The organism is Caballeronia sp. AZ7_KS35 (assembly GCF_023631045.1).
Taxonomy (GTDB): Bacteria; Pseudomonadota; Gammaproteobacteria; order Burkholderiales; family Burkholderiaceae; genus Caballeronia; species Caballeronia zhejiangensis.
Map to the genome: position 1 here is coordinate 39,026 of NZ_JALQDV010000048.1, position 26,515 is coordinate 65,540.

At 62.7% G+C, this 26,515-nt stretch carries 25 protein-coding genes; 15 read left to right on the forward strand and 10 right to left on the reverse strand.

Going from position 1 to position 26,515, the window contains the following annotated elements; genetic code table 11:
• Positions 1 to 46 precede the first annotated feature (46 nt).
• Positions 47 to 979 carry an amidohydrolase family protein gene (locus tag NCT05_RS29755; RefSeq protein WP_175980244.1) on the reverse strand — a complete coding sequence of 311 codons (933 nt, stop codon included), beginning with the start codon at positions 977 to 979 and terminating at the stop codon, positions 47 to 49.
• Positions 979 to 1,911: an amidohydrolase family protein gene (locus NCT05_RS29760; RefSeq protein ID WP_175980243.1), complete on the reverse strand. Its 933-nt coding sequence runs from the start codon at positions 1,909 to 1,911 to the stop codon at positions 979 to 981. The genes NCT05_RS29755 and NCT05_RS29760 overlap by 1 nt, the downstream gene beginning before the upstream one ends.
• Before the next feature lie 241 nt (positions 1,912 to 2,152).
• On the opposite strand from NCT05_RS29760, the gene NCT05_RS29765 reads away from it, so the two are divergent.
• Positions 2,153 to 3,046 (forward strand): LysR substrate-binding domain-containing protein, encoded by an 894-nt coding sequence (locus NCT05_RS29765; protein WP_250503845.1) that lies wholly within the window; start codon positions 2,153 to 2,155, stop codon positions 3,044 to 3,046.
• On the opposite strand, the gene NCT05_RS29770 is transcribed toward NCT05_RS29765, so the two are convergent.
• Positions 3,024 to 3,929 (reverse strand): LysR substrate-binding domain-containing protein, encoded by a 906-nt coding sequence (locus NCT05_RS29770; RefSeq protein ID WP_034470129.1) that lies wholly within the window; start codon positions 3,927 to 3,929, stop codon positions 3,024 to 3,026. The genes NCT05_RS29765 and NCT05_RS29770 overlap by 23 nt on opposite strands.
• A gap of 106 nt (positions 3,930 to 4,035) precedes the next feature.
• Between NCT05_RS29770 and NCT05_RS29775 the strand changes: the two genes are divergently transcribed.
• Entirely contained in the window at positions 4,036 to 4,491 is a 456-nt protein-coding gene (locus NCT05_RS29775; protein ID WP_250503846.1) for a (2Fe-2S)-binding protein, read from the forward strand.
• Positions 4,492 to 6,699: a xanthine dehydrogenase family protein molybdopterin-binding subunit gene (locus tag NCT05_RS29780; protein WP_250503847.1), complete on the forward strand. Its 2,208-nt coding sequence runs from the start codon at positions 4,492 to 4,494 to the stop codon at positions 6,697 to 6,699.
• 12 nt (positions 6,700 to 6,711) lie between these two features.
• Here the strand turns inward: NCT05_RS29780 and NCT05_RS29785 are convergent, their stop codons facing one another.
• Positions 6,712 to 8,628 carry an AAA family ATPase gene (locus tag NCT05_RS29785; protein WP_033536019.1) on the reverse strand — a complete coding sequence of 639 codons (1,917 nt, stop codon included), beginning with the start codon at positions 8,626 to 8,628 and terminating at the stop codon, positions 6,712 to 6,714.
• Between the two features lie 515 nt (positions 8,629 to 9,143).
• Between NCT05_RS29785 and NCT05_RS29790 the strand changes: the two genes are divergently transcribed.
• Both NCT05_RS29790 and NCT05_RS29795 read left to right on the forward strand, forming a co-directional pair.
• A complete protein-coding gene (locus tag NCT05_RS29790) occupies positions 9,144 to 9,305 on the forward strand; it encodes a DUF1328 family protein (RefSeq protein ID WP_008346326.1) in 162 nt (53 codons plus the stop codon).
• Between the two features lie 131 nt (positions 9,306 to 9,436).
• Complete coding sequence (locus NCT05_RS29795; protein WP_175980239.1) at positions 9,437 to 10,402, forward strand: GlxA family transcriptional regulator; 966 nt, start codon at positions 9,437 to 9,439, stop codon at positions 10,400 to 10,402.
• 6 nt (positions 10,403 to 10,408) lie between these two features.
• Here the strand turns inward: NCT05_RS29795 and NCT05_RS29800 are convergent, their stop codons facing one another.
• On the reverse strand, positions 10,409 to 11,710 hold the full coding sequence (locus NCT05_RS29800) for an aspartate aminotransferase family protein (RefSeq protein WP_250503848.1): 1,302 nt from the start codon (positions 11,708 to 11,710) through the stop codon (positions 10,409 to 10,411).
• Between the two features lie 76 nt (positions 11,711 to 11,786).
• Here NCT05_RS29800 and NCT05_RS29805 point away from each other — a divergent pair, with 76 nt between their 5' ends.
• From NCT05_RS29805 to NCT05_RS29825, 5 genes are all read left to right on the forward strand, one after another.
• Positions 11,787 to 12,671, forward strand: coding sequence for a LysR substrate-binding domain-containing protein (locus NCT05_RS29805; protein WP_250503849.1), 885 nt, complete (start codon positions 11,787 to 11,789; stop codon positions 12,669 to 12,671).
• 210 nt (positions 12,672 to 12,881) lie between these two features.
• The gene (locus tag NCT05_RS29810; RefSeq protein ID WP_008346330.1) at positions 12,882 to 13,391 is read left to right on the forward strand and encodes a helix-turn-helix domain-containing protein; all 510 of its coding nucleotides are present in this window, start codon (positions 12,882 to 12,884) and stop codon (positions 13,389 to 13,391) included.
• Positions 13,388 to 13,801 (forward strand): VOC family protein, encoded by a 414-nt coding sequence (locus tag NCT05_RS29815; RefSeq protein ID WP_008346331.1) that lies wholly within the window; start codon positions 13,388 to 13,390, stop codon positions 13,799 to 13,801. The genes NCT05_RS29810 and NCT05_RS29815 overlap by 4 nt, the downstream gene beginning before the upstream one ends.
• Before the next feature lie 50 nt (positions 13,802 to 13,851).
• Entirely contained in the window at positions 13,852 to 14,310 is a 459-nt protein-coding gene (locus NCT05_RS29820; RefSeq protein WP_033536018.1) for an SLATT domain-containing protein, read from the forward strand.
• 385 nt (positions 14,311 to 14,695) lie between these two features.
• Positions 14,696 to 15,457 (forward strand): hypothetical protein, encoded by a 762-nt coding sequence (locus tag NCT05_RS29825; protein WP_250503850.1) that lies wholly within the window; start codon positions 14,696 to 14,698, stop codon positions 15,455 to 15,457.
• A 65-nt stretch (positions 15,458 to 15,522) separates the two neighbouring features.
• Here the strand turns inward: NCT05_RS29825 and NCT05_RS29830 are convergent, their stop codons facing one another.
• The 3 genes from NCT05_RS29830 to NCT05_RS29840 all read right to left on the reverse strand — a co-directional run bounded on the left by NCT05_RS29830 (position 15,523) and on the right by NCT05_RS29840 (position 18,920).
• Positions 15,523 to 15,741, reverse strand: a complete 219-nt coding sequence (locus tag NCT05_RS29830) for a hypothetical protein (RefSeq protein ID WP_008346335.1) — start codon at positions 15,739 to 15,741, stop codon at positions 15,523 to 15,525.
• 260 nt (positions 15,742 to 16,001) lie between these two features.
• A complete protein-coding gene (locus tag NCT05_RS29835; RefSeq protein ID WP_250503851.1) occupies positions 16,002 to 17,930 on the reverse strand; it encodes a bifunctional diguanylate cyclase/phosphodiesterase in 1,929 nt (642 codons plus the stop codon).
• A 147-nt stretch (positions 17,931 to 18,077) separates the two neighbouring features.
• On the reverse strand, positions 18,078 to 18,920 hold the full coding sequence (locus NCT05_RS29840; protein WP_250503852.1) for an EamA family transporter: 843 nt from the start codon (positions 18,918 to 18,920) through the stop codon (positions 18,078 to 18,080).
• Positions 18,921 to 19,025: 105 nt separating this feature from the next.
• Here NCT05_RS29840 and gcvA point away from each other — a divergent pair, with 105 nt between their 5' ends.
• The 3 genes from gcvA (at position 19,026) to NCT05_RS29855 (ending at position 23,685) form a co-directional block, all read left to right on the forward strand.
• Positions 19,026 to 19,934: a transcriptional regulator GcvA gene (gene gcvA, locus NCT05_RS29845; RefSeq protein WP_250437592.1), complete on the forward strand. Its 909-nt coding sequence runs from the start codon at positions 19,026 to 19,028 to the stop codon at positions 19,932 to 19,934.
• A 272-nt stretch (positions 19,935 to 20,206) separates the two neighbouring features.
• Positions 20,207 to 22,639, forward strand: a complete 2,433-nt coding sequence (locus NCT05_RS29850; protein ID WP_250503853.1) for a glucose/quinate/shikimate family membrane-bound PQQ-dependent dehydrogenase — start codon at positions 20,207 to 20,209, stop codon at positions 22,637 to 22,639.
• Positions 22,640 to 22,701: 62 nt separating this feature from the next.
• Positions 22,702 to 23,685 carry a porin gene (locus tag NCT05_RS29855; RefSeq protein WP_409017315.1) on the forward strand — a complete coding sequence of 328 codons (984 nt, stop codon included), beginning with the start codon at positions 22,702 to 22,704 and terminating at the stop codon, positions 23,683 to 23,685.
• Between the two features lie 3 nt (positions 23,686 to 23,688).
• Here NCT05_RS29855 and NCT05_RS29860 read toward each other — a convergent pair whose 3' ends face one another.
• Positions 23,689 to 24,045 (reverse strand): MarR family transcriptional regulator, encoded by a 357-nt coding sequence (locus NCT05_RS29860; protein WP_033536044.1) that lies wholly within the window; start codon positions 24,043 to 24,045, stop codon positions 23,689 to 23,691.
• A 203-nt stretch (positions 24,046 to 24,248) separates the two neighbouring features.
• On the opposite strand from NCT05_RS29860, the gene NCT05_RS29865 reads away from it, so the two are divergent.
• Together NCT05_RS29865 and NCT05_RS29870 are read left to right on the forward strand one after the other, a co-directional pair.
• Entirely contained in the window at positions 24,249 to 24,542 is a 294-nt protein-coding gene (locus NCT05_RS29865; protein ID WP_250503854.1) for a hypothetical protein, read from the forward strand.
• A complete protein-coding gene (locus NCT05_RS29870; protein WP_250503855.1) occupies positions 24,539 to 25,156 on the forward strand; it encodes a hypothetical protein in 618 nt (205 codons plus the stop codon). The genes NCT05_RS29865 and NCT05_RS29870 overlap by 4 nt, the downstream gene beginning before the upstream one ends.
• Positions 25,157 to 25,183: 27 nt before the next feature.
• On the opposite strand, the gene NCT05_RS29875 is transcribed toward NCT05_RS29870, so the two are convergent.
• On the reverse strand, positions 25,184 to 26,506 hold the full coding sequence (locus tag NCT05_RS29875; protein ID WP_250503856.1) for a 2-hydroxycarboxylate transporter family protein: 1,323 nt from the start codon (positions 26,504 to 26,506) through the stop codon (positions 25,184 to 25,186).
• Between the last annotated feature and the right edge of the window lie 9 nt (positions 26,507 to 26,515).

The window sequence follows — 26,515 nt, forward strand, 5'->3', positions numbered from 1 at the left end:
CCGTCGAGAGAAAGAAGGGCGCGTGAGCGACCGCGCCCGCATGACATCAGGCCGTCTGCGCGACTTCGTCGTTCTTTACATACGTGGCCTTCAATCGTTTCTCCGCTTCGGCCAGGTCCTTCGGCGGTTTGGTCGGCTCGATGCCCACCAGTCGCGCGATGTTATTGCCCATGTAGTCTTCGAGACCGTCCTCATCGAGGTCCATGCCTTGCGGCGCGGGACCGCACAGCATCTCCAGTTCGCGCAGCCACATGCCCGGCTCGTTCGGCGGCGAATCGGTGCCGAACACGATCTTGTTGCGCGGCAACTCGCGTGCGAACTCGACGATGCGGGACTGATAGCACCAGCCCGATTCGCAATACACGTTGGGCGTATCCATCGCCATCCAGAAGGCTTCGAACGAGTAATTGCCGCCCGTCTGGATCCCGAAGTGACCGATGATGAAATTCACCATCGGGAATTCGCGGATGATCGGATAGAACTGCGTGGGAATCGTGTACGGTCCATCGCCTGTGTGAATCAGCACGACGACGCCCAACTCGGCGCATTTCTTCATCGCAGGGCGCAGCCAGTCGAGCGCGCGATCCGGCCGATAGCCATGCATGTTCGCGTGCAGCTTGAGCATCTTGAAGCCGTATTCCTTGACGTGAAATTCGAGTTCCGCCGCGCCGTTTTCCGGACCCCAGCGCGGGTTATACGTGAAGTTGCCGATGAAACGATCGGGATACTTCTGCGTCAGCTCCGCGATATACGACATGTAATCGCGAATGCCTTCGCGCCCGCGCCGGTTGCCGTCGCGATAGCCGGTGTTTCCCGGCGGCGGCTGGATGAAACCCATGTCGATGCGGCGCGGCTTGCCGTTGATGATGTACGGACCGTCCATCATCTTGAGAAGGCGTTCGCCGGTGAACGGCTCGCCCGTGTGCCGCCAGGCTTCGTCGACGAGATTGGTCGGATGCAGATGGGTATCGATGATCATCAGCGCGCTCCTGCGTAGTCAGCTTCTTTGTATTGGTCGAGATTGGCTTGCGCTTCTTCGACGCTTTTGGGCGGCGCGCTCGGTTCGATGCCGAGCATGCGCGCGAGGTTGTTGCCGAGATAATCCTCGAGCGTGTCTTCGTCGAGATTGAGGCCTTGCGGCGGTTCGTGACACAGCACTTCGAGCAGGCGCAGCCACATGCCCGGTTCGTTGGGCGGCGTGTCGGAGCCATAGAGAATCTTGTGCGTCGGCAATACCTTCGCGAATTCGACGATGCGCGATTGCAGGCACCAGCTCGATTCGCAATAGACGTTCGGCGTATCGAGCGCCATCTGATAAGGCTCGAAGCAATACACGCCGCCGGTCTGCACGCCGAAGTGCGCCATGATGAACGGCACCGACGGAAACTCGCGGATCAGCGGATACCATTCGCTCGGAATGCTGTACGGTCCGTCGCCGGTATGCAGCTTCACGATGAGCCCGAGGTCCGCGCATTTGCGCAACGCGGGACGCAGCCAGTCGAGCGCGCGGTCCGGCCGATACGCGTGCATGTTGGCCTGCAACTGCACCATCCTGAAGCCGTGTTCCTTCGCGTAGAACTCGATTGCGTCGGCGCCGTTCTCGGGGCCGCAGCGCGGGTTATAGACGAAGCAGCCGAGCAGGCGGTCGGGATACTTCTGCGTCATCTCGACGGTGTACGCCATGTAGTCGTCGATCGACTCGCGGCCGCTTCTCACGCCATCGGTCCACGTATAGATGGTGTTGCCTTGCGGCGGTTGGATGAATGCCTTGTCGATGCGACGCGGCTTGCCGTTGATGATGTACGGGCCGTCCATCACCTCGATCAGACGCTCGCCCGAAAAGGGTTCGCCGTCATGGCGCCAGGCGAGGTCGACGAGATTGGTCGGATAACAGCTTGTGTCGATGATCATGGGTCTCGATCTCCTTGAGGGGAACTGGCGTGTCCAGTTGCCGGATCGCGGGCAGGCGCGTCGATGGAACAAGAGCTCTTGCGAGCTTGCCCATGCGGCCTTTTGCAAGACGCGTTGATGCGCCTTCCCCTCGCCGGCATCGAGTGTCACACTGACGTGCACTGCTGCTTGCGATGCAGTCTCACAAGTTATGCGCGCTCTGTACAATATTTTTTGACCACGATCTTGATACGTTAGCGATATGGACATGCGGCTTTTGCGGTACTTCGCGGTGCTCGCCGATGAACTCCATTTCGGCCGCGCAGCCGCGCGCCTGCACATTTCGCAGCCGCCCCTGAGTCAGCAGATCCGCATCCTTGAAGAGGAGATGGGCACTGCGCTTTTCTTGCGCTCGCAACATCGCGTCGAACTCACCGAGGCAGGGAAAACACTGAAAGAACAGGCGCCGCTGATCTTCGCGCAGTTCGAGCGCGCGATCGATCTCACGCGTTGCGCGGGACGTGGCGAAGTGGGAAGTCTCGAGATCGGCGTCATCAGCTCGGCGATGGTCGAGCCGATTCCACGCGCGCTCGGCGAGTTCGCGCGCAAGCATCCGCAAGTCAGATGGACGCTTCACGAGATGACGCCCGCCGCGCAGATTCAGGCGCTGAAAGAGCGGCGGCTCGACGTGTGCTTCTTTCGCGTGTCGCACGAAGATCCGGAGATCGTCAGCGAAGTCGTGTTGCGCGAGTCTGCCGTGGTCGCATTGCCGCTCGCGCATCCGCTCGCTTCACGCGCGGATATCGCGCTGCGTGAGCTTGAAGCCGAGCGCTTTCTGTCGTTTGGTCTGCTGCAATCGCAACTCGCGCGGTTTCTGCGCGACTGTTGCGTCGAAGCGGGATTCACGCCGCGCATCGAGCAGGAAGTCGTCGAACTGCATACGCTGCTATGTCTGTTGCGCGAAGGGCTCGGCATTGCGCTGCTGCCGGCATCGGCGCAACAGCTGTCGGGCGGCGGCGTGGCATTCGTGCCGCTCGCAGCGCCCGCGCCCGAAGTCTCGCTTCATGCGCGTTATCGCGCGGACACGCCGTCGCCGGTGCTGGCGCGGTTTCTCGATACCGTGCGCGAAGTCGTCAGTCCGGATCGCGTGCGTTGACCGTTTGCGCGACGAGCTCGCGTATCGCATCGACGAGCGGCGCAACGCGTGCCGACTTCTCGCGCGGCCACACGGCGTAGAGGTTGTAGTGCGTCGGAATCTCGACGCGTGTGAGTTCGACGAGCTTGCCGTCGCGTTGCGCGTCGGCGGCGAGCAGGCCGCGCGCAAGTCCCACGCCGACGCCCGCGCTCGCGGCGGCGATCAGCCCCGCAGCGTTGTCAAAGACGGCGACTGCGTGCGGCTCCGCTTCCGGCAGGCCCGCCGCGGCGAGCCACGGAATCCACGAGCGCTTGGTGTAGCCGAGCAAGGGCAGCGCGAGCACTTGTTCCGGCGCGAGCGGCACGCTGAGTCCGCGCGCGCTTAACAATGCGGGCGAGCCCATGACCGTCAGACGGTCGCCGCAGATGAGCGCGTTCTCGAAGCCGTCCCATTCGCCATAGCCGTAACGCAGCGCGAGATCGACGCGTTCGAACGCGCTGCGGTCATGACGTGGCGCGGAAAGCATCGTCAGCGACGTGCCCGTCAATGCGCCGAGCAACGCGGGCAGGCGCGCGACCAGCCAGCTTTGCGCAAGCTCCGGATCGACGTCGAGCGTAATCGACTGCTTCACCGCGCGCTCCTTCACCGACGACAACGCGCGATCGATCTGCTCGAAGCCATCGCCTAGCTGATTCGCGAAGAGCGCGCCGGCATCGGTGAGCACGACGCGCGCGCCTTCGCGCACGAACAGCGGCTGGCCGACGAACTCTTCGAGCGTGCGGATCTGCTGGCTGATCGCGCTATGCGTGAGCGACAACTGACGCGCCGCGCTCGAAAAGCTGCCGGCGCGCGCCGCCTGCAAGAAGGCCTGCATCGACTGGATCGAAGGGTAGCGCTTCAACATGGGTGTTAGCCAGGCTTACGGGTGATCAAAGAAATCGTCGCTGGCGTTCTTGCATGACGGCTTCCGATAATGGCCGCAAGCTCGAACGACATTCAGGAGACAGCGCATGATCGAAATCGTCGTCAATGACGCGCGGCACTCGCTCGACAATGTACCGGAAGACATGCCGCTGTTGTGGGTGCTGCGCGATCGCATCGGTTTGACGGGCACGAAATTCGGCTGTGGCGGGGGCTTTTGCGGCGCATGCACAGTGCATCTCGATGGCGAGGCCGTGCGTTCGTGCCTGCTGCCGATAGCGGCCGTGGCGGGCAGGCGCATCACGACCATCGAAGGTGTTTCCAGGGACGGCACGCATCCGTTGCAGCGCGCGTGGGTTGCGGAAGACGTGCCGCAATGCGGCTATTGTCAGTCGGGACAGTTGATGCAGGCAGCGGCGTTTCTGAAGGGCAAACCGTCCGTGAGCGATGACGCCATCGCCGCTGCGATGTCCGGCAACATCTGCCGCTGCGGAACGTATGCGCGCATCCGCAAGGCCATCAAGCGCGCGGCGGCGGAGGTCTGAATGCGTATCGAACATCACGCAGCGCGCCGTCGTTTCATCAAGCAGAGTTCGGCGCTGCTGGCAGCGGGACTATCCGTTGGATTTCGATTGCCCGATGCGTTGGCGAAGAACGGCGATGCTCTTCCGCGTGACGGCGAATTCGAGCCGAACGCATGGGTGCGCGTGCTGCCCGACGACACGATCAAGCTCGTCGTCCACAAGCACGATTCGGGCACGGGCACGCGCACCGCGCTCGCCGCGCTCGTCGCCGAAGAGCTGGATGTCGATCCGTTTAGCATCGACGTCATCACGCCCGAGAATCCTTTCTATGCCGATTACATTCATCCCTTGTGGAAGGTGTTTTCCACGGGCGGAAGCACGAGCGTCTCGCTGGAATACGATCGCTTGCGGCGCGCGGGCGCGACTGCGCGTGCCATGCTGATCGAAGCCGCCGCGAAACAATGGAAGGTATCGCCGTCAACGTGCTCGACCGATAACGGCTTCGTGATCGACAACGCGAGCGGCGCGCGTGCCAGCTATGGATCGCTTGCCGTCATCGCCGCGAGCTTGCCCGCGCCAAAAGACGTGCCGTTGAAAGACGCATCGCAATTCAGGTACATCGGCAAGCTGAGCAAGAAGCGCGACGCGGCGCAGAAGGTATGCGGCGCGTTCGCGTATGGCATCGACGTGCGTTTGCCCGGCATGCTCGTCGCGGTCGTGACGCGTGCGCCCGTCATCGACGCGCGCGTGCGCAGCGTCGATGCGAAAGAGGCGCTCGCCGTGCCCGGCGTGCGGCAAGTGCTGCCGATACCCGGACGTCCCGATGTGCTCGGCGGCAATCAGGCGGGCGTCGCCATTCTCGCCGACGACTACTGGTCCGCGCGCAAGGGACAAGCCGCATTGCGCGTCGAATGGGAAGACAGTCCGTTCGAAAACTTCGATAGCCGCGATGTGCCCGCGCGCCAGGCTGCATGGCTCGACGATCCCGCTGCGCGCGTCGTGCCGACCATCACGAACGGCGACGCCGATGCCATCCTCAAGCATGGCGCGCGCGTGATTCAGGCGTCTTATTCGATGCCGTACAAGGCCGCGAATCCGCTCGAACCCATCAACGTGACGGCGTGGTCGAAGGACGGCGGCATTGCGTATTGGGGCGGCTTGCAAGTTCCGTCGACGGCGCAGGAGGCGGCGCAAGTCATCGGCGGCATTCCGGCCGATCGTGTCGTGCTGCATGAACTGGTTTCGGGCGGCAGCTTCGGTGCGCGCGAATCGAAGTACTGGCTCTTCGAAGTCACATGGCTCGCGTTGCAAACCGGCAAGCCCGTCAAGCTGATGAACAGCCGCGAGGACGAAATGCGCGCGCTCTTCTATCACTCGGCGAGTCATCATCGCGCAAAGGCCACGCTCGATGCACGCGGCAATCTTTCGGCGCTGCAACTGCGCGCGGTGATGCCGGCATCGCCGGAACAATGGGAGCCGGGCTATTTCGATCGTCCCGATCGCATGGACTACAGCACCACGGAAGCAATCAGCAAGTTCGAGTTCGCGTATGGCGCGCCGAATGTAGATATCGGCTGGGTGCGTCATGAAACGGGCGTGCCAACGGGCTGGTATCGCGCGGTGAGTTATATCCCGAACGTGTTCGCGGTCGAATCGTTCATGGATGAAGCCGCGCATAAGGGACATCGTGATGCGGTGGACTTTCGCATCGCGCATATGAAGGACGCGCGCCATGTCGCGGTATTGCGCGAGGCCGCGATGCGGGCCGGTTGGGGCAAGCCGTTGCCGCGCGGCACCGCGCTCGGCGTTGCGACGAATCGCGCGTACGGCAGTTATGTCGCGGTGATCGCGCGCGTCTCGCGCAAGGATGACGGTATCGTGATCGAGAAGCTCACGTGCGTGGCCGACTGCGGGCTCGCGGTGTCGCCCGGCGGTGTGGAAGAGCAGCTATACGGCGGCTTGATGTGGGGACTCGGACACGCACTCGCCGACCGCATCGACATTCGGCACGGCCAGGTTCAGCAGACCAATTTCGATGCGTATCCCGTGATGCGTATGAGCGACATGCCCGACATCGACATACGCATCATGCAGGGCGATCCGGCGAAGCCTGGCGGCGTAGGCGAGTTGTCGAGCCCGTCGGTTGCGCCGGCCGTTGCCAATGCCGTGTTCACGCTGACCGGCAAGCGCCTGCGCGAGACGCCGTTCGATTTGCGACGGCTCGCGTGAAGAAGTAACCGCTCAGGCGGCCAGCACTTCGTTGGCCGCCTCGACATTCGCGACAGCCGCCGCATGCTCGCGGATCAGGCGATAAACCGTCTCGCCCGGCACGGTTTCCGATTCGAGCAATTCATCGGCGATCGCGCGCAACACCGGCTCGTTGGCTTGCAGCAGGGCGAAGCATTCGTCGCTCAGATCGTGCAGCAACGCGTTCGCATGACCGATCGAATTCTTGAGCTGCAAGCCCGCATACTGCTGCGGCAACGCCGCGAGGCTGAACAGATTGCCTTCCTCGTTGAAGCCGAACTTCGACACCATATCGAGGCTGATGCGCGACGCCTCCTGAAGATCCGATGCCGCGCCGCTCGATGCTTCCTTGAACATGAGCAGTTCCGCGTTGCGTCCGCCGAGCAGCACCTGAATCTCGTTGCGCAATTCGGTTTCGCGATACAGATGCTTGTCCTGCATCTTCGTGATGAGCGCGACGCCCAGAGCGCCGCCGCGCGGCAGGATCGTCACTTCTTCGAGCACGCCGGTGCCGAGCAGCGCCGCAACGAGGCCGTGACCCGCTTCATGCACCGCGATGCGCGTGCGTTCGTCATCCGATAGCGCGCGTTCCGCGCCGTTCACATCGCCGATGCGCGCGATCTTGATCGCTTCGAGGAAATGCGCCGCCGATACTTCACGTTCGCCCGCCTTGCGCGCGACGAGTCCTGCCTGATTGACGATCATCGACAGCGTGGCGGGCGAGAGGCCCGTCGTCAGACGTGCGAGCTGATCGAAGTCGATGTCGTCGCGCTTCGTCTTCAAGCTGTCCGCGTAGAAACGCAGGATGTCCGCGCGATCTTCGACGCCCGGCAAACGCACTTGCACCGTGCGATCGAAACGGCCGGGACGACGCAGCGCTTCATCGAGATTGTCGGGATGATTCGTCGCCGCGACGATGATGACGCCTTCGTTCGAAGCGAAGCCGTCCATCTCCGCGAGCAGTTGATTGATGATGCGATTGCTTTCCGCTTCGACCGGGCCGCCGCCGGTATCGGTGCGCTTGCCGAGGCCATCGGCTTCGTCGATGAAGATGACGGTCGGCGCATTCTTGCGCGCGAGCTCGAACAGATGCTTCACCTTCTGAATGCCGACGCCGTAGTACTTCGCGCTGAAATAACTGCCCGTGATCGCGATGAAGTTCGCGCCGCATTCGCCCGCGAGCGCCTGCGCGAGCCGCGTCTTGCCGACGCCCGGTCCGCCCGTCATCAGGATGCCGCACGGCGCGCGCACGCCCATGCCGGTGAATTGCGCGGGCTCGGTGAGCCACGCGCGCACGTCGTTGAGCGCGGCTTTCGCTTCGCCCGCGCCGATGACGTCATCGAAACGCAGCGTCGGCGATTCGCCGAGCAATTGCGCGCCGCCGCGCATTTCGCGGCGCATGAACCAGAGAAGGCCGCCGATCATCAGGAGCGGCAGCAAGAGACTCAGCGCGTCGCGCGAACGGTCGAACATCTCGCTCCAGCGCGCAATGCCCGTGCGCACGTTGGCGTCGGGCAGCCATACGAGTTGATACGGCGAGGCCGCGTCGGGCTTCATATCGCCGAGCAGCAATGCGTTGGAGAACGCGCCGTTATGATCGGCCACGTAATACTTCTCGCCCTTCGTCGTGGAGACGAGAATCGCGTCGGGACTCACGCCGATCGTCGCGACATTCTTCGCGCGAATATCGGTCAGCATTTCCGATGCGTCTTTCTCGCGATGCGTCCACGGCGATGCGTCATGGCGCATCTGATTGGCGACGCCCGTCAGCGCCGCCGTCTGCGATTGCGCGGCCCGCACTTCATGGCGCCAATGCAGAAAGCCCGCGCCCGTCACGAGCGCGGCCGCGATCACACCATAAGCGATATATCGGCCAACGCGTGACCGCAGCGAATTCCTTGCCGGTTTCATCAATTCTGTCCAATGGGCCCGCACGCGCGGCGCCCTAAAGCAATCGTCGGAGGAATGGCATCCGAACGTGTGTCTCTTATCGTGCTTCGGTGGTGGGATGCCCGCGCGCATGTCTTGATGCTCAAGATGGCGAAGCGATCGACCTTGAACCGCAGATCGTCAACCATGCGAGCATGGCCCTGTTTGCAGGGATTGCTTCGCTGGAATGGTGCCCGTAATGCATGACCATTCGATAACGCGAAGCAGCGCGCGAACGAGCGTTCGACACGCCGTTTCAAATACACGTCCCCTTTTTTTTGATTAACGGCAGGTAACGGGTCTTCTTGACGGCAATGTAAAAAACGCGTGATCCGCGCTCGCAGCGTGATGCGGGTTTGATGGCGTATGCAGGACGAGGCCAAGGATAGCACGGCAGAAAACGATGCTCCATCCGGTAAGGAATACTGCTTGCTTACGCTAGAGAACTCCGCGCACATGGGGCGCGCGGCGTACTCGGACGAGAGGGAGATAACATCATGTTGTATTACGCGTTGGTCTTTTTCATCATCGCGATCATCGCTGCCGCGCTCGGATTCGGCGGTATCGCGGCGGGCGCGGCGGGCATCGCGAAGATCCTGTTCTTCATATTCCTCGTGATTTTCCTCGTGACGCTGGTAATGGGCCTCATGCGACGTTGACGGCTCTCACGCAAAATGCGTCGTGCCGAGGCTGGTCGGCACGACGCATTTTTTTTGTTCCTCGTTTAACGTAGCCGCCTGGACGAAAGATCGGTATCGTCGCAAATGACAACTTCTGGGTCATTTGCGCCATGCACATCGCGATACTCGCTCTCGATGGTCTCTTCGATACCGGCCTCGCCGTGACGCTCGACACGCTCAGAGCCGCGAACGGGTTGGCCGCGCGCACGATGGGCGGATCCCCGCGCTTCGATGTATCCACTGTTGGCGTGCGCAAGCGCGTGCGTTCGGGTCACGGCTTCGCGATTCCGGTGGAACCCGTCACGCCCGATTTGAAGCCGGACTGGGTCATCGTTCCGGCGCTCGCCGCGACGACGCCGGAACTGCTGCTGCCCGCACTGGAACGCGCCGACGTCAAGGACGCCGTGCGGCAATTGCAGAAGTGGCGCGCGCAAGGCGTATCGATCGGGGCGTCCTGCATCGGGACGTTTCTGCTCGCGGAAGCAGGATTGCTCGATCATCGGCAGGCGACATCGACGTGGTCGCTCGCGCCGCTTTTCAGGCAACGCTATCCGCATGTTCTGCTCGACGAATCGCGGATGCTCGTGCCGACCGATATCGGCGTGACGGCCGGCGCCGCGATGGGGCATCTCGATCTCGCGCTGTGGCTCGTGCGCAAGTCGAGCCCCGAGCTGGCCGCGCTCGTGTCGCGCTTTCTGCTCGCCGATATCCGCACGTCGCAGGCGCCGTACATCATCCCGAATCATCTCGCGCAGGCAGATCCGCTGATCCAGCGTTTCGAGCGCTGGGCGCGCGACCATCTGAAGGAAGGATTTTCGCTGCAGCACGCGGCGAACGCGCTGGCGACGAGCACGCGCTCGCTTCAGCGCCGATGCCAGGAAGTGCTCGGCAAATCGCCGCTGGCGTACTTTCAGGACTTGCGCGTCGAACGCGCGCAATCGCTTCTGCACGGCAGCGGACTCGATCTCGAAGCGATCGCCGCCGAAGTCGGCTACGAAGACGGCGCGACTTTGCGAACGCTTTTACGTCAGCGCTTGGGACGCGGCGTGCGCGATCTGCGCGCCGGCCTGCGCTGACGATGCCTACAACGAACGCTCGATAGCCTTGCCGAGCAGATCGAGCCCGAGGTCGATCTCTTCCGCGCTCACGGTCAGCGGCGGCGCGATGCGGAACACGCCCCCCATGCCCGGCAATTGCACGATGTTCATGCTCAGGCCGAGATTCATGCATTCGCGCGTGATCTTCGCGCCGAGACCATCGGCGGGTTCCTTCGTGCGGCGATCCTTGACGATCTCCACGCCGAGCAGCAAGCCGCGGCCGCGCACGTCGCCGATGCAGTCGAAGCGCTCCATCAGATCGAGCAGGCCGCGTTGCAGGCGCGCGCTCATCACGTTCGCGCGCGCGACGAGGCCATCGCGTTCGACCACATCCAGCACGCGCAGGCCGACGGCGGCGGGCAGCGGATCGGATACGTGCGTCGTGTAGAACAGATAGCCGAGCGCATGCGCCTTCTCTTCGATTTCCGCCGATGTGACGACGGCCGCGAGCGGCAAGCCCGCGCCGAGCGTCTTCGATAGCGTGAGGATGTCGGGCGTGACGCCGTCGCGCTGGCACGCGAACATGGTGCCCGTCCGGCCGATGCCGGTTTGCGCTTCGTCGAGAATCAGCAGCATGCCGCGCTCTTCGCACTTGCGCTTTAGCGCCGCCATGTAGCCTTCCGGCAATTCGATGATGCCGCCGGAGCTCAGAATCGGTTCCGCGATGAACGCGGCGAGATTGCCGCTCGACTGCCGGTCGATGAGATCGAATGCGTAGTCGAGTTCCGCGAGCCAGTCGTATCGGCCGTTGTGCTCGAAGCGCGCGCGATATGGGAACGGCGCGGGAATCGCGAATGACCCGACCGCCGCGGGACCGACGCCCTTGCGCCCCGCGCTGTACGTTGCGGACGCCGCGTGACCCGTCATGCCGTGCCACGACTGCGCAAAGCCGACGACTTCGTATTTTCCGGTGACGAGCTTCGCCATGCGGATCGCGGCCTCGTTCGATTCGGCGCCGGTGCTCAGCAAGAGCGCGCGATCGAGACCGGCGGGCGTGATATCGGCGAGACGCGTCGCGAGATCGACGACGGGACGCGACAGCATCCCGCTGAAGAGATGATCCAGCTTGCCCGCATATTCGCCGATCACCGACACGATCTCGGGATGGCTGTGGCCAAGCACGGCGCTCATTTGTCCGGAGGTGAAATCGAGAATCGCGCGGCCATCGGCATCGTAGACGAAGCTGCCTTGCGCGCGCTCGATGATCATCGGCTCGAACGTGCCGCCGTAGCGGATGAGGTGCTGTCTGGCGTTGCGCCAGAAAGTTGCGTCGTTGTTCAGGGACACCGTGCTTCTCCTGGCGGGATAGGAAACAATCTGCAGTGTAGACAACGCTCAGGTTTTATAGAATCGAATAGTTCTAATGCAAGATAGAAGAGGCGCTAATACCTTGAGCCTGTCACTGGAAATCGAGTTGTTGCGCTCGTTTGCCGTCATCGCGGAAGTGCGCGCGCTGAGTCGCGCGGCCGAGCGCATCGGACGGACGCAATCGGCGCTGAGCCAGCAGACGAAGCGGCTCGAGGATATCGTCGATCAGCCGCTTTTTCAGCGCACCGGACGCGGCGTCGTGCTGACGAATCCCGGCGAGCGCCTGCTGGTTCACGCACAGCGCATCCTGCGTCTGCACGACGAGGCGATGGCCGATCTGTGCGGAAAAGGCTTGTCGGGCAGCATCCGCTTCGGCTGTCCGGACGATTACGCCGCCGTGTTCCTGCCGAGCCTGCTGCGGCAATTTTCGAGTCAGCATCCGCACGCGCTGGTGGAAGTCGTGTGCGGGCCGACGCCCCGGCTCGCCGAGCAACTGAAAAAGCGCGCACTCGATCTCGCGATGCTCTCGCTTCCCGAAGACAAACCCGGCGGCGAGGTCATCCGGCGCCAGCAACTGGTCTGGATCGGCTGTCCGGGGATGGATTCCGCGCATTACGATCCGTTGCCGCTCGCGCTCTCCGATCCGGACACGCTCGATCACATCGCCGCATGCGAAGCCTTGCAGCGCGCGGGCAGGGCGTATCGCATCGCGTACGCGAGCAGCAGTCTCGCGGGGCTCACGGCGCTGGTGCGCTCGGGGCAGGCGTTCGCGGTCATCACGCAGACCGCCGTGCCCGCCGATCTGTGCGTGCTGAATGCGGATGCCGGGCTGCCGGCGTTGCCGGGCGTCGGCATATCGCTGAAGTTCGCGCGCGAGCGTCCTTCGATGTTGACATCGGCGTTCGCGGAACACATCCGTCTCACGCTGCCGTTGTTGTGATGCAAGACCGATTGCGCGAATTGGGCCGCAAAACGGCCGCTTTCCGGCACATCGCGCATCGGGGACGCGGGCTAAGATACTTTCCATCTCCTCTAGCTCTTTCTTCTCAGGAATGAGCGACTTTTGCGTCGTGCGGATAGCCTCTGCACGACGTTTTTCTTTGTGCGCGCCGGGCTACACTAGCCGCTCGTTTTCCGCACCCCGAACGCCATGCCGACTCGCAAACCCGCCACCGCCGATGCGTTGCAAGATCCGGCATTGTTGCGGCGTCTGTTGCGCGCCAAAGATCGCATGGACGCGTGTTCGCACGAGGACTGGCCGGTCAGCCGTCTGGCCGAAGTCAGCGGGGTCTCCGAAGCGCATTTCGCGCGATCGTTCAAGCGCGCGTTCGGCGTTCCGCCGCATCGCTATCTGCTGACGCGGCGCATCGAGCAGGCCGTCACGCTGTTGCGCGACACCGAGCTCGCCATCACGGATATTGCCTTCGTCACCGGCTGGGAAAGTCTCGGAACGTTCGGCCGCATCTTTCGCGATATCACCGGCCACAGTCCGAGCGCGATGCGCGTGCAAGCGCGCGCCGGCGTCGACGCGCTCGATCGCGTGCCCGCGTGCGTGCTGAAGGCCGCGCAACGACCCGATCTCACGATCGCAGTTTTGGAGAAGCGGCGGCGCGGTGCGAAAGGTACAGTGCGGCCATCTTCAACGAAGGAGGTCACATGAATCAGGGCATCGGCGTGGTGGGCATCTATGTCGACGATCAGGACGAAGCGCTTGCGTTTTACGTCGACAAGCTCGGTTTTCGCGTTCATACCGACGTGCGCAACGGCACGTATCGATGGCTCACGGTGCAGCATCCGGATCAGCCGTCGTTTCAGCTCGGCCTGTTCGCGCCGGGCGCGCCGATCCACGACGATGCGACCGCGCAAACGCTGCGCGCGATGGTCGCAAAGGGCGCGATGCCGCCGCTCGTGCTGTCCGTCGCGGACTGCCGCGCGACTTACGAGCGGCTGAAGGCGAGCGGCGTGGAGTTCACGCAGGAACCGGTCGATCGCTACGGCAGCGTCGATGCCGGTTTTCGCGATCCCGCGGGCAATGGCTGGAAGATGATTCAAGCGCCATCGGGACGGTAAATGTCCTGATTAGCCGGGAGGATGAAGTCTGTTCGTAGAGTGCTTAGAACATGACCGAAACCTCATATCAACCGCCCCGAGACATGTCGACGCTCGTGCTGGCGTGGATCCGGCGCGCGCGCGAATCGCAGATTCGTCATTACACGATGGCCGACCGGCTGACGCGCTGCGGCAGACGGCTCGGGCTTGCGGTCATCGGCATCACGGCGGCGACGGGCACGTCCGCGTTTTTATCGCTCGTAGCGACGGCGGTGTCGCCGGATGTGCACATCCTGATCGGGATGACGAGTCTGAGCGCCGCCGTGCTCGCCTCGTTGCAGACGTTTTTGCGCTATAGCGAGCGTGCGGAATTGCATCGCCGTGCGGGTGCGCAGTACGGCGCCGTGCGGCGGCGTCTCGAAGCGATTCATGCGGCAGATGTTTCTCTGCGTGATGCGTGTGTCGTCGATGCGGTGCGCGATGAACTCGACCAGATCGCACAGACGGCGCCGCATTTGCCACGCGCATGATTAATCATTAGTAAAGTTCCGAGTGCTGATTAGTCATTGATTAGACGTAGCGGAGCGAAAGCCGCTATTCGACTGACAAATGACCCTGTTCAAAAGGGGTTGTTTGTGCTTCCGAAACAATGCCCGGTGTGCTACGGTAATTCGTATGTATTACTTGCGACCGGACGATCGCTGATTGTCGATCGGCCTTCCGAACTGATTCGGATGGAGTGTGACAATGGAACAGCGAGGCGATGGCTCGCTTTATTTCGTCATCTGCCCCCGATGTGAAACCCTTTCATCAGTAGAAGAAAGCGTGTGCCCGTTTTGCGGCGCCGACCGCCACGGGGCCGTGCTGACGAGGGGCGCGGAGACAGCTCTGCGGGCAGTCGAGGCGGCGCGAGGCGTGACGCGCCAGTTTGCGCCACAGGGCGAAGTGGCCCGCGTGCGATGGCCGGCGCGTTCGAGAACATACGAAGCGCGTTTACCCGCGCCTGCGCCTGCCTCCATCGCCAATGGCGCTGCCGTGCTTGCGACGGGGCGTCCATCGCATTCGATACTCGCAACGGTCGTCATGGCCGCCGTCGTGCTCGGTGCGTGTTTTCTCGCGCGTGCTTACTTCGAGCAGCACGGATCGACACCGCGCGCGGGAACGCTGCCTGTGGCCGTCGCAGGCACGGTCCGTCCGATCGAGACGAAGGCCGCACCGATCGCCGCCATCAATATCGATTCGGCGGACAGAATCGTGGACGGCCCGCTGCGCTCCGCCGCGCGTCCGTCAGCGGAAGCTGCGTCGCCACTGATTCCTGTCACGGCATCGAGCAAGGACAGCACGCGGCAGAGCGTGATTCCCGAACGCTCGATCGCAAAAAAACCGTCGACGCACGGCGCGAAGCAATCGGTCAAGACATCGAAAGCGAAACCCGTATCGAAGTCGGCTTCTGCATGTTCGCGCAAGTCCGAGCGCGCGTGCGCTGAAGCAGCGAAAGGCCGCGTATCCAGGACCGAGCCGAAGCAGCGTCAGACGCGCGCGGCGCCGCCTGCTGCGCCCGTCGCACGAGCGAAAACCGACACGAAGGAATTTCAGAAGGTCGCGGCCATCGCTCCGGCGGTGAAGCCCGCGATGACCGCCGACGATAGCTGGCGTCCGAGCAAGAAAAAGAACTGAAAACCCGCGCGGATCGGAAAGGAAAGGGAAGCGCTTCGCGCGGGACGCGAAGCGCGCTGACGATCTTATTCGACGGCTTCCCAGTGTTCGTCGACGGTCTTGTCGGTTACGCGTACCTTCGCGACCATGGGCGCATAGCCGCGCAGCTTGATTTCATCGACGGCGAGCCGCTCCGAACGATAACTCTGCTGCGTCATTCTCGTACCGTCAGGGAATTCGAGCGCGTAACCGTCGATCGGTCCCCACTGGCCCTTCGGCATCGGTTCGACATAGACATTCTGCATCGCGTTTCTCCAGCTTGATTGGAAAGCACCGGGCGGTTCGCATTGGCGAACGTGCGCCTCTTGTATAAGAGGTTAGCGAAGAAAGGGACGCGGCCGGCGACGATGCGCGACGTCGCGAAGCAAATAATTATCGAAGTAAATCAATGCTCTAGTTGCGGGTTCCCATGATGAGAAAGCCCATTCTCCGATATGCAACTCGCGGCATGCTGCCATGCAGCGCGCGTTTTCGTGAAACGGACCTTCATTGCATATCGTGGAAGTCAGTGATGCACGGCGCTGCGGCGATCGGCATCGAGATAGTTGTTGATCGTCGGCGCGACGTCCGCCGCGACGGATGCGAAGCGAAAGCCGTTGCGTCCCTTGCGCTTCGCTTCGTACATCGCGCGATCCGCGTCGCCGAGCATCGCTTCGGCGGACGTGTCGAAGCCGCCCGCGCACATCGCGATGCCGACGCTCGTGCCGAGATGCGCTTCGACGCGGCCGAGTTCGAACGGCCGTCCGATCGCGCGGCAAATGTCCTGCGCGATGCGGCTGCATGCACTCGATGACGAAATCCCGCGCGCCAGCAGCACGAATTCATCGCCGGCGAGGCGGCAGACGAGATCGCCCGCGCGCGTCGTCTTTTTCAGGCGCGCGGCCACCTGTATCAAAAGCGCGTCGCCGACGTCGTGACCGTGCTGATCGTTGATGCTCTTGAAGCCGTCGAGGTCCATGAAGAAGAGCGCGAAAGGCACGGCGTCATCGCGGGCGGCATCGACGGAAAGCGCGAGTTGCTCGGCGAGCGCGCGCCGGTTCGGCAGGCCCGTGAGCGCGTCCAGCATGACTTCGGAGCGCATCTGATTTTCGCGCCGCTTGGTCTCGGTGATGTCCTGCGACATGATGTAGAAACCGGCAATTTCCTCGCGCTGAAACTCGGGAATATACGTCGCGTTCCAGACGCGGCTCGGCGCGCCTTCATAGACGATGTCCTCGTGCGTCACGCGTTCGCCGGCGAGCACGCGGCGAAAGTAAGGCAGACAGCGCTCGAAGGTCGACGCGCCGATCGTGTCGCGCACGGTCTTGCCACGCAACGCCGAAGGCTCGACGCCGAACACCTCGCGATACACCTGATTGTTGAAGCGATAGCGCAGGTCAGCATCGACGTGTGCGATGAGAACGGGCAGATTGTCCGTGATCGTCTGCAGCGCGGCGCGATTGCTGGTGAGCTCGCGCGTGCGTTCGAGCACGCGGCGCTCCAGTTCCTGCCGATAATCGCGCAACACCTGTTCGCTGTATTTGCGGCTCGAGATGTCGTGCGCGACGCTCACGAAATGCAGCGGCTCGCCGCGTTCGTCGCGAATCAACGCGACGGAAAGCTCGACCCAAACCGGCTCGCCGTTACGGCGGCGATATCGTTTTTCCAGCGTATACGTCTTGCTCGTGCCGTCGAGCAGTTCCGCGACGAGTTGCAGATCGGCCGACAGATCCGCTTCGTCGGTGATCTGCTGAAAGGTCATCGTGACGAGTTCATCGGCGCTATAACCGGTGATTTCGCACAGCTTCGGATTCACTTCGACGAAGCGGCCCTCCAGATCGACGATAGCCTTGCCCGTCGGCGTCTGTTCGAAGATCGTATGAAAGCGCGTCTCGGACAGGCGCAGCTTGCGGCGGTCGGCTTCCTGAATCTCACGCGTTTCGCGCGCGGCTTCGCGCTGCACGATCTCGCGCTCGACGGTCGCCGCGAGATCGCACAGCGCGGCCTGCGTGCTTGCCGTGAGTTTGCGCGGCTTCGTGTCGATCGCGCAAAGCGTGCCGAGCACGAGACCTCTGGACGAGCGCAACGGCACGCCCGCATAGAAGCGGATGTGTGGCGCGCGCCTGACGAGCGGATTGCCGGCGAAGCGCGCATCCGCGTGAGCGTCCTCGACGAGCAGCAGACGTTCGGAGTGAAGCGCGTGCGCGCAGAACGACACGTCGCGCGCGGTTTCGCATACATCGAGTCCGACACGCGACTTGAACCATTGCCGATGTTCATCGACGAGCGATACCAGCGCGATCGGCACCTGCAACAGCTCGGCGACGACGCGCGTTACGCGGTCGAACACTTCTTCCTGTGGCGTGTCGAGCAGGTCGAGACTGTGCAGCAACTGGAGCCGCTTCGCTTCGTCGGCGGGCAGAGGCGCCGTGTGCCATTCGTGTACGGGTTGCAAGGTTCTTCTCGATTCGGTATTCGCCGTCGGGCCCAATGCCACGATGAGCAATTTATCGAACCTTCCGCAATCCCGATTCGCCGATCAAAGGCCGGCTTTTCCCTCAGTTCGCGAGATGTGCCTTACGGACGAAATGACGCAGAGCGGTCAGAGCCCCAGGCAAACCGCCCCGACCGCGACCACCACGCAGGCGAGCCAGCGCCTCGCGCTGACGGCTTCCTGAAGGAACACGCGCCCGATGAGCGCCGCGAACACGACGCTCGTTTCGCGCAACGCGGAGACCGTGCCCATCGCGCCGGATTGCATCGCCCAGATCACGATGCCGTAAGCCGCGATCGACACGAGGCCGCCCGCGAGCGACGAACCCACGGCCATCGGCGCTCGCTTCACGGGCGTCCATAGCGCCGCGGGCCCGCGTTTCGCGACGAAAATCATCGGCATGAACCAATAGAACATGAACATCCACGCAGTGTAGGTGAGCGCTTCGCCATCGGACAGACGCACGCCGATGCCGTCGATCACCGTGTAGATCGCGATGGTCACGCCCGTCGTCAACGCGGCGAGCACCCCCGCGCGCGATACGCGGCCGCCCTGCAATGCAAGCGCGATGATGCCGCCCGAGATCAGCACGATCCCGAGCGCATGCAGCGGGCCGATCGCCTCGTGCGCGAAGATGGCCGCGCCGAGCGTGACGAGCATCGGCGACGATCCGCGCGCGATCGGATAAGCCTGCGCGAGATCGCCGCGCCGATACGAGCGCACGAGGCTCACGTTGTAGACGATATGCACGAGCCCCGACGCGACGATGTAGGGCCACGCGGCTTTCGCGGGCATCGGCAGATAGAAGACGACGATCGCGGACACGGCGCCGATCGCGATGCTCATCCACGTCATCGAGAAGAACCGGTCGCGGTTGCCATGGAGCATCGCGTTCCAGCTTGCGTGGAGCACGGCTGCCAAGAGAACGACACCGCCGGTGTAGGTGAACATGCTTTCTTATATCGGTTATATGACGGATGGTTACGAGAATAACTATCTTGTGAGCCGCTCACAAACCATATAAATTGCATCGTCGCGTTAGAAAAGCTCTTGCGAATGAGACCGGCATTGCCTTCACTCAATGCGTTGCGCGCTTTCGAAGCCGCTGGGCGACTCGGTAGCTTCAAGGAAGCCGCAGCCGAGCTGCATGTCACGCACGGGGCGATCAGCCAGCAAGTGCGTTTGCTCGAAGCGTGGCTCGGCGCGCCCCTGTTCGAGCGTCATAACCGGCGTGTGGTGTTGACCCCGGCGGCGCGCGTTTATCTCGCGCAAATCGGTCCGCTCTTCGATCGGCTCTCGCAGGCCACGGCGCGCTATGGCGTGTCCGAGGCCGTGTCGCGCACGCTCACCGTGAATGCGCCCGCTACCTTCACGTTGCGCTGGCTCGTGCCGAGGCTCGAACAATTTCGCGCGCGTCATCCCGATGTGGAAGTCAGGATAGAGACATCGAACGAACCGGTAGAAAGCCTGAAGGACACATACGACATCGTGATTCGCGGCGGCCCCGACACGTTTTACGGTTACGTGATGCGGCGCTTTCTCGAAGAGGAACGTCTGCCGGTGTGCAGCCCCACGCTGTCCAAACGTCTTCCTTTGCAGACGCCTGAAGACTTGCGGCGGCACACGCTGCTGCACACGTCGAGCTTGCCGCGCGTCTGGCCGGATTGGCTCGCGCAGGCGGGCATCGCGGCGCTCACGCCAGCGGCGGTGCTCACCTTCGATCACTTCTATCTGACCTTGCAGGCCGCTGTCGATGGCATGGGCATCGCGATGGGCCCGACCGCGCTCGTCGCCGACGATCTCGCGTCAGGCCGTCTCGTCGCGCCATTCGACGGGCCGCGTTTGCCGTCGCGAAGCTATTGCACGTATGTCGCCGATGAGAAAGCGGGGCACGATCTGATCGTGCTGTTTCGCGCGTGGCTCGAACAAGAAGGACAAGCGTTCGCGACCGAGCACGACGTGTGAGCCTGCGCCGTGCTGCATTCGTGCGAACTATGCAGAAATTTAACTATCTGGTTAGAATGCACGGGTTTACGCTAATGCCCCGGCCGGTCTGACTGATCGCGCGGGACATGCGATCCAGCCGCGCACATCGGCGCACGCGTTCATGCGTCGCCGCTTCTCGCGTGTCGCGGTATCGACTTCACGGAACGCTTTCATCGCGCGGTGCGATACGGCCGCGCATTCCTGTCCGTCGCCGAAGCGGATCGCATGGCAGATTCCTGGAGAAGATTTCGATGTCTACGAGTAAAGCCCGTCTTTCAGCCGCGCTGAGAGCAGGGTGTGTTGTGCTGGGCCTCGTGCTGCTGGCCACTGGTCTGATTTTCGTCGTCGGCGGCGCAAAGCTCGCGCTTCTGCACGGCAGCGCGTATTTCGTGATCGCGGGAGCGGTTATCGTCGTATCCGCGGTGCAGTTCATGCGGGCGAAGTCGTCGGCTGTGCTCGCCTTCGGCGCGGTATTTATCGGCACGCTCGTGTGGGCGCCCATCGACGGCGGTTTCGATTTCTGGCCGCTCGTGTCGCGGCTGATGCTGCCGGCCGGCTTCATGATGCTCGCGCTGCTTACGTGGCCATCGTTGCGCACGCATGAGACCGGCAAGCCCGCGTCGAAGCGCGCGTATGCGTTCGCTGGCGTCATCGCGCTTTGCATGCTCGTTACCTTCGTGCAGATGTTCGAGCCGCATCCGACCGTCGCATCCGATGGCAATGAAACGCCGCTCGTGCCCGTCGCGAAGGAGCACGCGCAGAAGGACTGGAGCAACTACGGCAACACGGCCGGCGGCAGCCGCTTCGTGGCGCTCGATCAGATCACGCGCGATAACGTGAAGGATCTGCGTGTCGCGTGGACCTTCCATACGGGCGATGTCCCCGAAAGCCCGACCGGCAACGGCGCGGAAGATCAGGAGACGCCACTGCAGATCGGCGACCGCATCTACCTGTGCACGCCGCACAACAACGTGATCGCCGTCGATGCCGACAGCGGCAAGCAGATCTGGAAGCGCGAGATCAACGCGCGGGCGCAGGTCTGGAACCGCTGTCGCGGCCTCGCGTATTTCGATGCGACGAAACCTGTGGCGCAACCGACGATAAACGGTTCGACGCCTGTGACCCCCGTTTCCATCGCGGCGGGCGCAAGCTGCCAGCGCCGCTTGCTGATGAACACGATCGATGCGCGTCTCGTCGCCATCGATGCCGACACCGGCGCGCTCTGCGAAGGCTTCGGCGAACACGGCTTCGTGAACCTGAAAGCGGGTCTCGGCGCGGCCGACGATCCGAAGTATCAGCTCACGTCGGCGCCGACGCTCGCGGGCACGACGGTCGTGGTGGGCGGACGCGTGGCCGACAACGTGCAGACCGACATGCCGGGCGGCGTATTGCGCGGCTTCGACGTCATTACCGGCGAGATGCGCTGGGCGTTCGATCCGGGCCGCGACGACCCCAACGCGCGCCTGCAACCGGGTCAGACTTACGCGCGCAGCACGCCGAATTCGTGGGCGCCGATGTCCTACGACGCCGCGATGCACACTGTCTTCATCCCGATGGGCAGCTCGTCGGTGGACTTGTGGGGCGGCAATCGCACGCCGCTGGATCACAAGTACGCGACGTCGATCCTCGCGCTCGATGCGACCACCGGCAAGGAAAAGTGGGTGTACCAGACGGTCCACAACGATCTGTGGGACTTCGACGTTCCGATGCAGCCGAGCCTCGTCGACTTTCCCGAGAAGGATGGATCGACGAAGCCCGCGGTCGTGTTCGGCACGAAATCCGGTCAGATCTTCGTGCTCGACCGCATGACGGGCAAGCCGCTTACGCGCGTCGAAGAACGCAAGGTGAAGACGGGCACGATCGCGCAGGAACAGTACTCTTCGACGCAGCCGTTCTCGGCCGGCATGCCGACGATCGGCGCGGACACGCTGAAGGAATCGGACATGTGGGGCGCGACGCCGTTCGATCAGTTGATGTGCCGCATCAGCTTCAAGTCGATGCGCTATGACGGCCTCTTCACCGCCCCCGACACCGATGTCTCGCTGAGCTTCCCGGGATCGCTCGGCGGCATGAACTGGGGCAGCCTGTCGACGGATCCGAATCATCACGTCGTCTTCGTGAACGACATGCGCCTCGGTCTCTGGGTGCAGATGATTCCGCAAAAGACCGACAGCGCGCCCGCGAGCAACGGCGGCGAAGCCGTCAACACGGGCATGGGCGCGGTGCCGCTGAAGGGCACGCCGTATGCCGTGAACAAGAACCGCTTCATGTCGCCGCTCGGCATTCCGTGCCAGAAGCCGCCGTTCGGCACGCTCTCCGCGGTCGATCTGAAGACGCAAAAGATCGTGTGGCAAGTGCCCGTCGGCACCGTGCAGGACACGGGTCCGTTCGGCATCAAGATGCGCGTGAAGATGCCCATCGGCATGCCGACGCTCGGCGGCACGCTCGCGACGCAAGGCGGCCTCGTGTTCATCGCGGGCACGCAGGACTATTATCTGCGTGCGTTCGACAGCGCCACCGGCAAGGAAGTGTGGAAGTCGCGCTTGCCGGTCGGAAGCCAGGGCGGTCCGATGAGCTATGTGTCGCCGAAGACGGGCAAGCAATACGTGCTGATTTCGGCGGGCGGCGCGCGGCAATCGCCGGATCGTGGCGATTACGTCATCGCGTATGCATTGAACCGCTGATCGTACGAACCGAAGATTTCATGCGTCTGACCAACACTTTCATTTGCCTGCTGGCTGTATCGATGCTGTGCGGCATCGGCGCAACGTCCGCGCATGCGCAGAGCGCCGTGACCTTGTACGGCAGCATCGATACGAGCATCGAAGTGACGAACCCGGGCTCGTCGTGGACGCCGCGCATGGATTCGGGCGCGTATCGCGGCTCGCGCTTCGGCTTGCGCGGCTACGAGCAATTGAGCGGCGATACGCGTCTGCTCTTCGATCTGGAAAGCGGCTTTAGTTCCGCCGACGGCACCTTCGCGACGGCCAACACGATCTTCAATCGACAGGCGTGGATCGGGCTCGGCGCGCCGTGGGGCGAGTTGCGCTTCGGCCGGCAGTATTCGCCGATCTACATTCCGTTCAAGGGCGGACTCGATGCATTCGGTGCGGGCACGATCGCGTCGGGGCTCAACAATCTGTCGAAGATCACGCCTTACACGAATAACGGCATCACGTATCTGTCGCCCGATTTTCACGGCTTCACGACGACGCTCATGGTCGCATTGCGCGATAGCGGCAACGGCAACGGGCTATCGGGGAACTACGAGACGTTCGCGTATCACAGCGGGCCGTTTCGCATTTCGTACGCGCATCAGGACACGCAAGGCGACACCGGCTTGCGTGCGAATCTCGGCGGCGTGTCGTATCGCTTCGGCAAGACGACGGCCTTCCTCTCGTACTTCAACGGCGATGGCGGGTCGCCGCGCTATCACAACGACGGTCTTTCGGTCTCGATGCGCTACGCGGTGACGCCGCGCCTGCGCGCATCGCTCGGCTATGCGTATGCACGCGATCGCTCGGGCAGCGATAACGACGCTGACCAGTTCAGCGTTGCGTGCGAATACGATCTCTCGCCGAAGGTGCTGCTTTACGCGAGCGGCGCGATGCTGCGCAATCATGGCGACGCGACCTTCACGCTGCGCGGCGTGAACGTAGTCGGGATTCCGGCGGCTTATCCCGGCGCGCCGGTGCGCGGCGTGCAGGTTGGCATGATCGACCGGTTCTGATTCTCAGCGTCTCTTCTTCGCCTCATCGAGGCACGCCGCGAGCTTCTCGAAGTAATCCAGTGCTTTTCGCGTCGGCACGACGGTCTTGATGCGCAGATCGTCGCTGCTTTCATCGACGGATACGAGGCCTTGCTTTCTGAGGTTCGTCAGCTTGCGATGCACCGTCGCCGGCGCGCCCGCGATAGACAGCGCCATCGTCTCCGTGACCGTCAGCGCATGGCCCGCGTGCCACGACGCCGTGAGCGCTTCGAGCAAGCGTTCTTCGGCAGCATCGAGCTTCGGCACCGAAGGCAATGCCTGCACTGCCTGAGCCAGATTCAGGAAGCGGAAATAGGCATCGAACACGCTCTTTTTGGCCATGAAGAAATCGCTTTTAGGGAACGAACCGATCATAGCATTCGCGATATACGGCAAACCACAATCGACGATCTATTTATCAAGTTGATAAGTAAGTGCTAAGATAGTGCGTCGAGCAAGGGGCGCAATACAAGGGAGCAATACGAAGAGCGGACGAGTGAGCGCGTTTCGCTATTGCCCGAGCGATTTCCCGGGAGGGCAGGGGCGTGGTTCAGGAACGCGATAACAACTACATCACGGCGCATTTCATCGAGCAGGAGATCGAACATCTCGCGAGGATGATCCGCTCGCGCCACTGGCATCGCAGCGCGGCGTGGCCCGTTTCGTACTGGCGCGAGCGCATCGAGGAATTGCAGCATGCGCCCGCCATCGCGCCGCTTCAGCGCATGGAGCTCGAATCGCTTCTGAACGAACTGGAGCGCATCGCGGCCAAACTCGAATCGTCGGCGAATTACGGCGGAAGAGCGCAAGGCCAGACGCGCACGATGCTCGACGCATGAATTCGCGCGGTGCTGCGATAAGATGTGCGTCCTTACCGCCGCTCACTGGCACGCCGCCAATGTCTTCCCTTCAACTTCGCTTATGTTCCGTCGTCGGAACGGCGCTCGTCTTTATCACCTCGCTCTGGGCCAATCAGGAAATCTTTACTCATTCCGAGTTCGTGCGAGGCGTGAACTGGATTTATCTTCCGGCCGGCATTCGGCTGCTCAGCACGCTGTTGTTGGGCGCGGACGGCGCACTCGGGCTGCTTTTCGCAAGCTGGCTCGTCGATTTCTTTTATTTCTTTCCAAATGATCCGGTGAGATCTTTCGTCGGCGGCATCATTGCGACCGTCGCGCCTTATGCCGTGTATCGACTCGCGCGCGAGATCTATGGACTCGACGCGTCGCTATCGAATCTGACGGCGGGCAGATTGATGATGCTCACCGTCGCTTATGCGCTTGCCGGTCCGCTGCTGCATAACATCTGGTTTTATCTTCAGGGCGATACGGAGCATATCGTCGCGCGATTCTTCGCGATGTTCATCGGCGATCTTGCCGGGACCATGATCGTCATCTATACGCTCAAAGCCTTGCTGCATTTCCTGCCCGTTCCGCGCGCGCCGGACCGCTAATCGTGCGACGCGCGCGCCGCATGCACGTCAGCCGAACCACTTCATCATCAGCGTGGCGAACACGACCATGCCCGCGCCGCCGATGCGCGTCGAAATCTGCGCGAAGGGCATGAGTCCCATGCGATTCGACGACGACAGAATCGCGACATCGCCCGTGCCGCCGAGACCGCTATGGCAAGCGGTGATGATCGCCGCTTCGACTGGATACATCTTCAGCCACGCGCCGACGAAGAATCCCGATACGACCATCGCCGCGACCGTCGACGCGCAGATCACGAAGTACGCGGGCGAGAATGCGCCGACGAGCTTGTCCCACGACACGAAGAGCGTGCCCAGTCCGACGAGGATCGCGAAGGTGAGATTCGTCGACATGAACTTGTAGATCTGATACGCGCCGATCTCCATGCGTTCGGGAATCGCGCGCACGACCTTCAGCACGGCGGCTGCGACGATCATCAGCACGGGTCCGGGAATGCCGGTGACGGGCGCGAGCAGCATGCCGAGAATGAACAGCGTGCAGCCGAGCAGCAGCCCGAAACCCATCAGGCGCAGATCGAGCGCGGCCTCGGCTTTCTGTTCCTTCAGCAGCGCCTGATCGTCGCCGCTCTTCGCGAGCATGCCGTCGCCGCTATATGCGCGATGTTTCTCGCCGAAGCGCTTGAGCAAGCCGCTCGCGAGAATCGCGACGACGTTGCCGATGAGCGCGGCGGGCACCATCATCGCGATCAGATGACCTTGCGCCGCGCCGGTGATTTCCGCATAACCGATCGACAAGGGCAGAATGCCTTCGCCGATGCCCCCGCCCAGAATCGGCATGACGATATAGAAGAACGTGTGCTTCGGGTCATAGCCGAACATCAGTCCGACTAGCACGCCCGCCGCGATCGCCGTCACCGTGCCGACCAGCAATGGCACGAACATCTTCAGAAAGCCTTGAATCAGGATCTTGCGATTCATGCCGAGAATGCTGCCCGCGACGAGACACGCGATATAGAGGTATTGCAGGTTCGCGGTCTTCATCGTCGTGGTGATGGCCTTGAGCGCGGCATCGTCCATCAGCTTGTAGCCGAGCAGCGCCGAAGGCACGAAGAGACAGAGAATCGCGGGCCCGCCGATATGCCTGAACACCGGAATGCGTTTGCCGATTTCGCCGAGCAACAGGCCCGATAACATCAGCACGGCGAAGCCGCCGATCATGTCGTTCGGCAATTTGCCGGTGATGGCGGCGAGTATCGTCACCAGTGCGAGCGCGACGAACATCGCGACCGGCATGCCGCCGATAGTCATCAACGAGAAGCGCGCGCGCAGTCCGAGCGGCGTCGCGCCCGTGCGCAACGAAGGGCTTTCCATATCGTGTCT

Coding starts and splice junctions, on each gene's coding strand:
- NCT05_RS29785 (WP_033536019.1), bottom strand. CDS start 8,628: ATGAAACCGGCAAGGAATTCGCTGCGGTCACGCGTTGGCCGATATATC.
- NCT05_RS29805 (WP_250503849.1), top strand. CDS start 11,787: ATGCAAGATAGAAGAGGCGCTAATACCTTGAGCCTGTCACTGGAAATC.
- NCT05_RS29870 (WP_250503855.1), top strand. CDS start 24,539: ATGAATTCGCGCGGTGCTGCGATAAGATGTGCGTCCTTACCGCCGCTC.
- NCT05_RS29760 (WP_175980243.1), bottom strand. CDS start 1,911: ATGATCATCGACACAAGCTGTTATCCGACCAATCTCGTCGACCTCGCC.
- NCT05_RS29775 (WP_250503846.1), top strand. CDS start 4,036: ATGATCGAAATCGTCGTCAATGACGCGCGGCACTCGCTCGACAATGTA.
- NCT05_RS29810 (WP_008346330.1), top strand. CDS start 12,882: ATGCCGACTCGCAAACCCGCCACCGCCGATGCGTTGCAAGATCCGGCA.
- NCT05_RS29815 (WP_008346331.1), top strand. CDS start 13,388: ATGAATCAGGGCATCGGCGTGGTGGGCATCTATGTCGACGATCAGGAC.
- NCT05_RS29755 (WP_175980244.1), bottom strand. CDS start 979: ATGATCATCGATACCCATCTGCATCCGACCAATCTCGTCGACGAAGCC.
- gcvA (WP_250437592.1), top strand. CDS start 19,026: ATGAGACCGGCATTGCCTTCACTCAATGCGTTGCGCGCTTTCGAAGCC.
- NCT05_RS29795 (WP_175980239.1), top strand. CDS start 9,437: ATGCACATCGCGATACTCGCTCTCGATGGTCTCTTCGATACCGGCCTC.
- NCT05_RS29830 (WP_008346335.1), bottom strand. CDS start 15,741: ATGCAGAATGTCTATGTCGAACCGATGCCGAAGGGCCAGTGGGGACCG.
- NCT05_RS29875 (WP_250503856.1), bottom strand. CDS start 26,506: ATGGAAAGCCCTTCGTTGCGCACGGGCGCGACGCCGCTCGGACTGCGC.
- NCT05_RS29855 (WP_409017315.1), top strand. CDS start 22,702: ATGCTGTGCGGCATCGGCGCAACGTCCGCGCATGCGCAGAGCGCCGTG.
- NCT05_RS29780 (WP_250503847.1), top strand. CDS start 4,492: ATGCGTATCGAACATCACGCAGCGCGCCGTCGTTTCATCAAGCAGAGT.
- NCT05_RS29850 (WP_250503853.1), top strand. CDS start 20,207: ATGTCTACGAGTAAAGCCCGTCTTTCAGCCGCGCTGAGAGCAGGGTGT.
- NCT05_RS29770 (WP_034470129.1), bottom strand. CDS start 3,929: ATGTTGAAGCGCTACCCTTCGATCCAGTCGATGCAGGCCTTCTTGCAG.
- NCT05_RS29860 (WP_033536044.1), bottom strand. CDS start 24,045: ATGGCCAAAAAGAGCGTGTTCGATGCCTATTTCCGCTTCCTGAATCTG.
- NCT05_RS29790 (WP_008346326.1), top strand. CDS start 9,144: ATGTTGTATTACGCGTTGGTCTTTTTCATCATCGCGATCATCGCTGCC.
- NCT05_RS29840 (WP_250503852.1), bottom strand. CDS start 18,920: ATGTTCACCTACACCGGCGGTGTCGTTCTCTTGGCAGCCGTGCTCCAC.
- NCT05_RS29765 (WP_250503845.1), top strand. CDS start 2,153: ATGGACATGCGGCTTTTGCGGTACTTCGCGGTGCTCGCCGATGAACTC.
- NCT05_RS29820 (WP_033536018.1), top strand. CDS start 13,852: ATGACCGAAACCTCATATCAACCGCCCCGAGACATGTCGACGCTCGTG.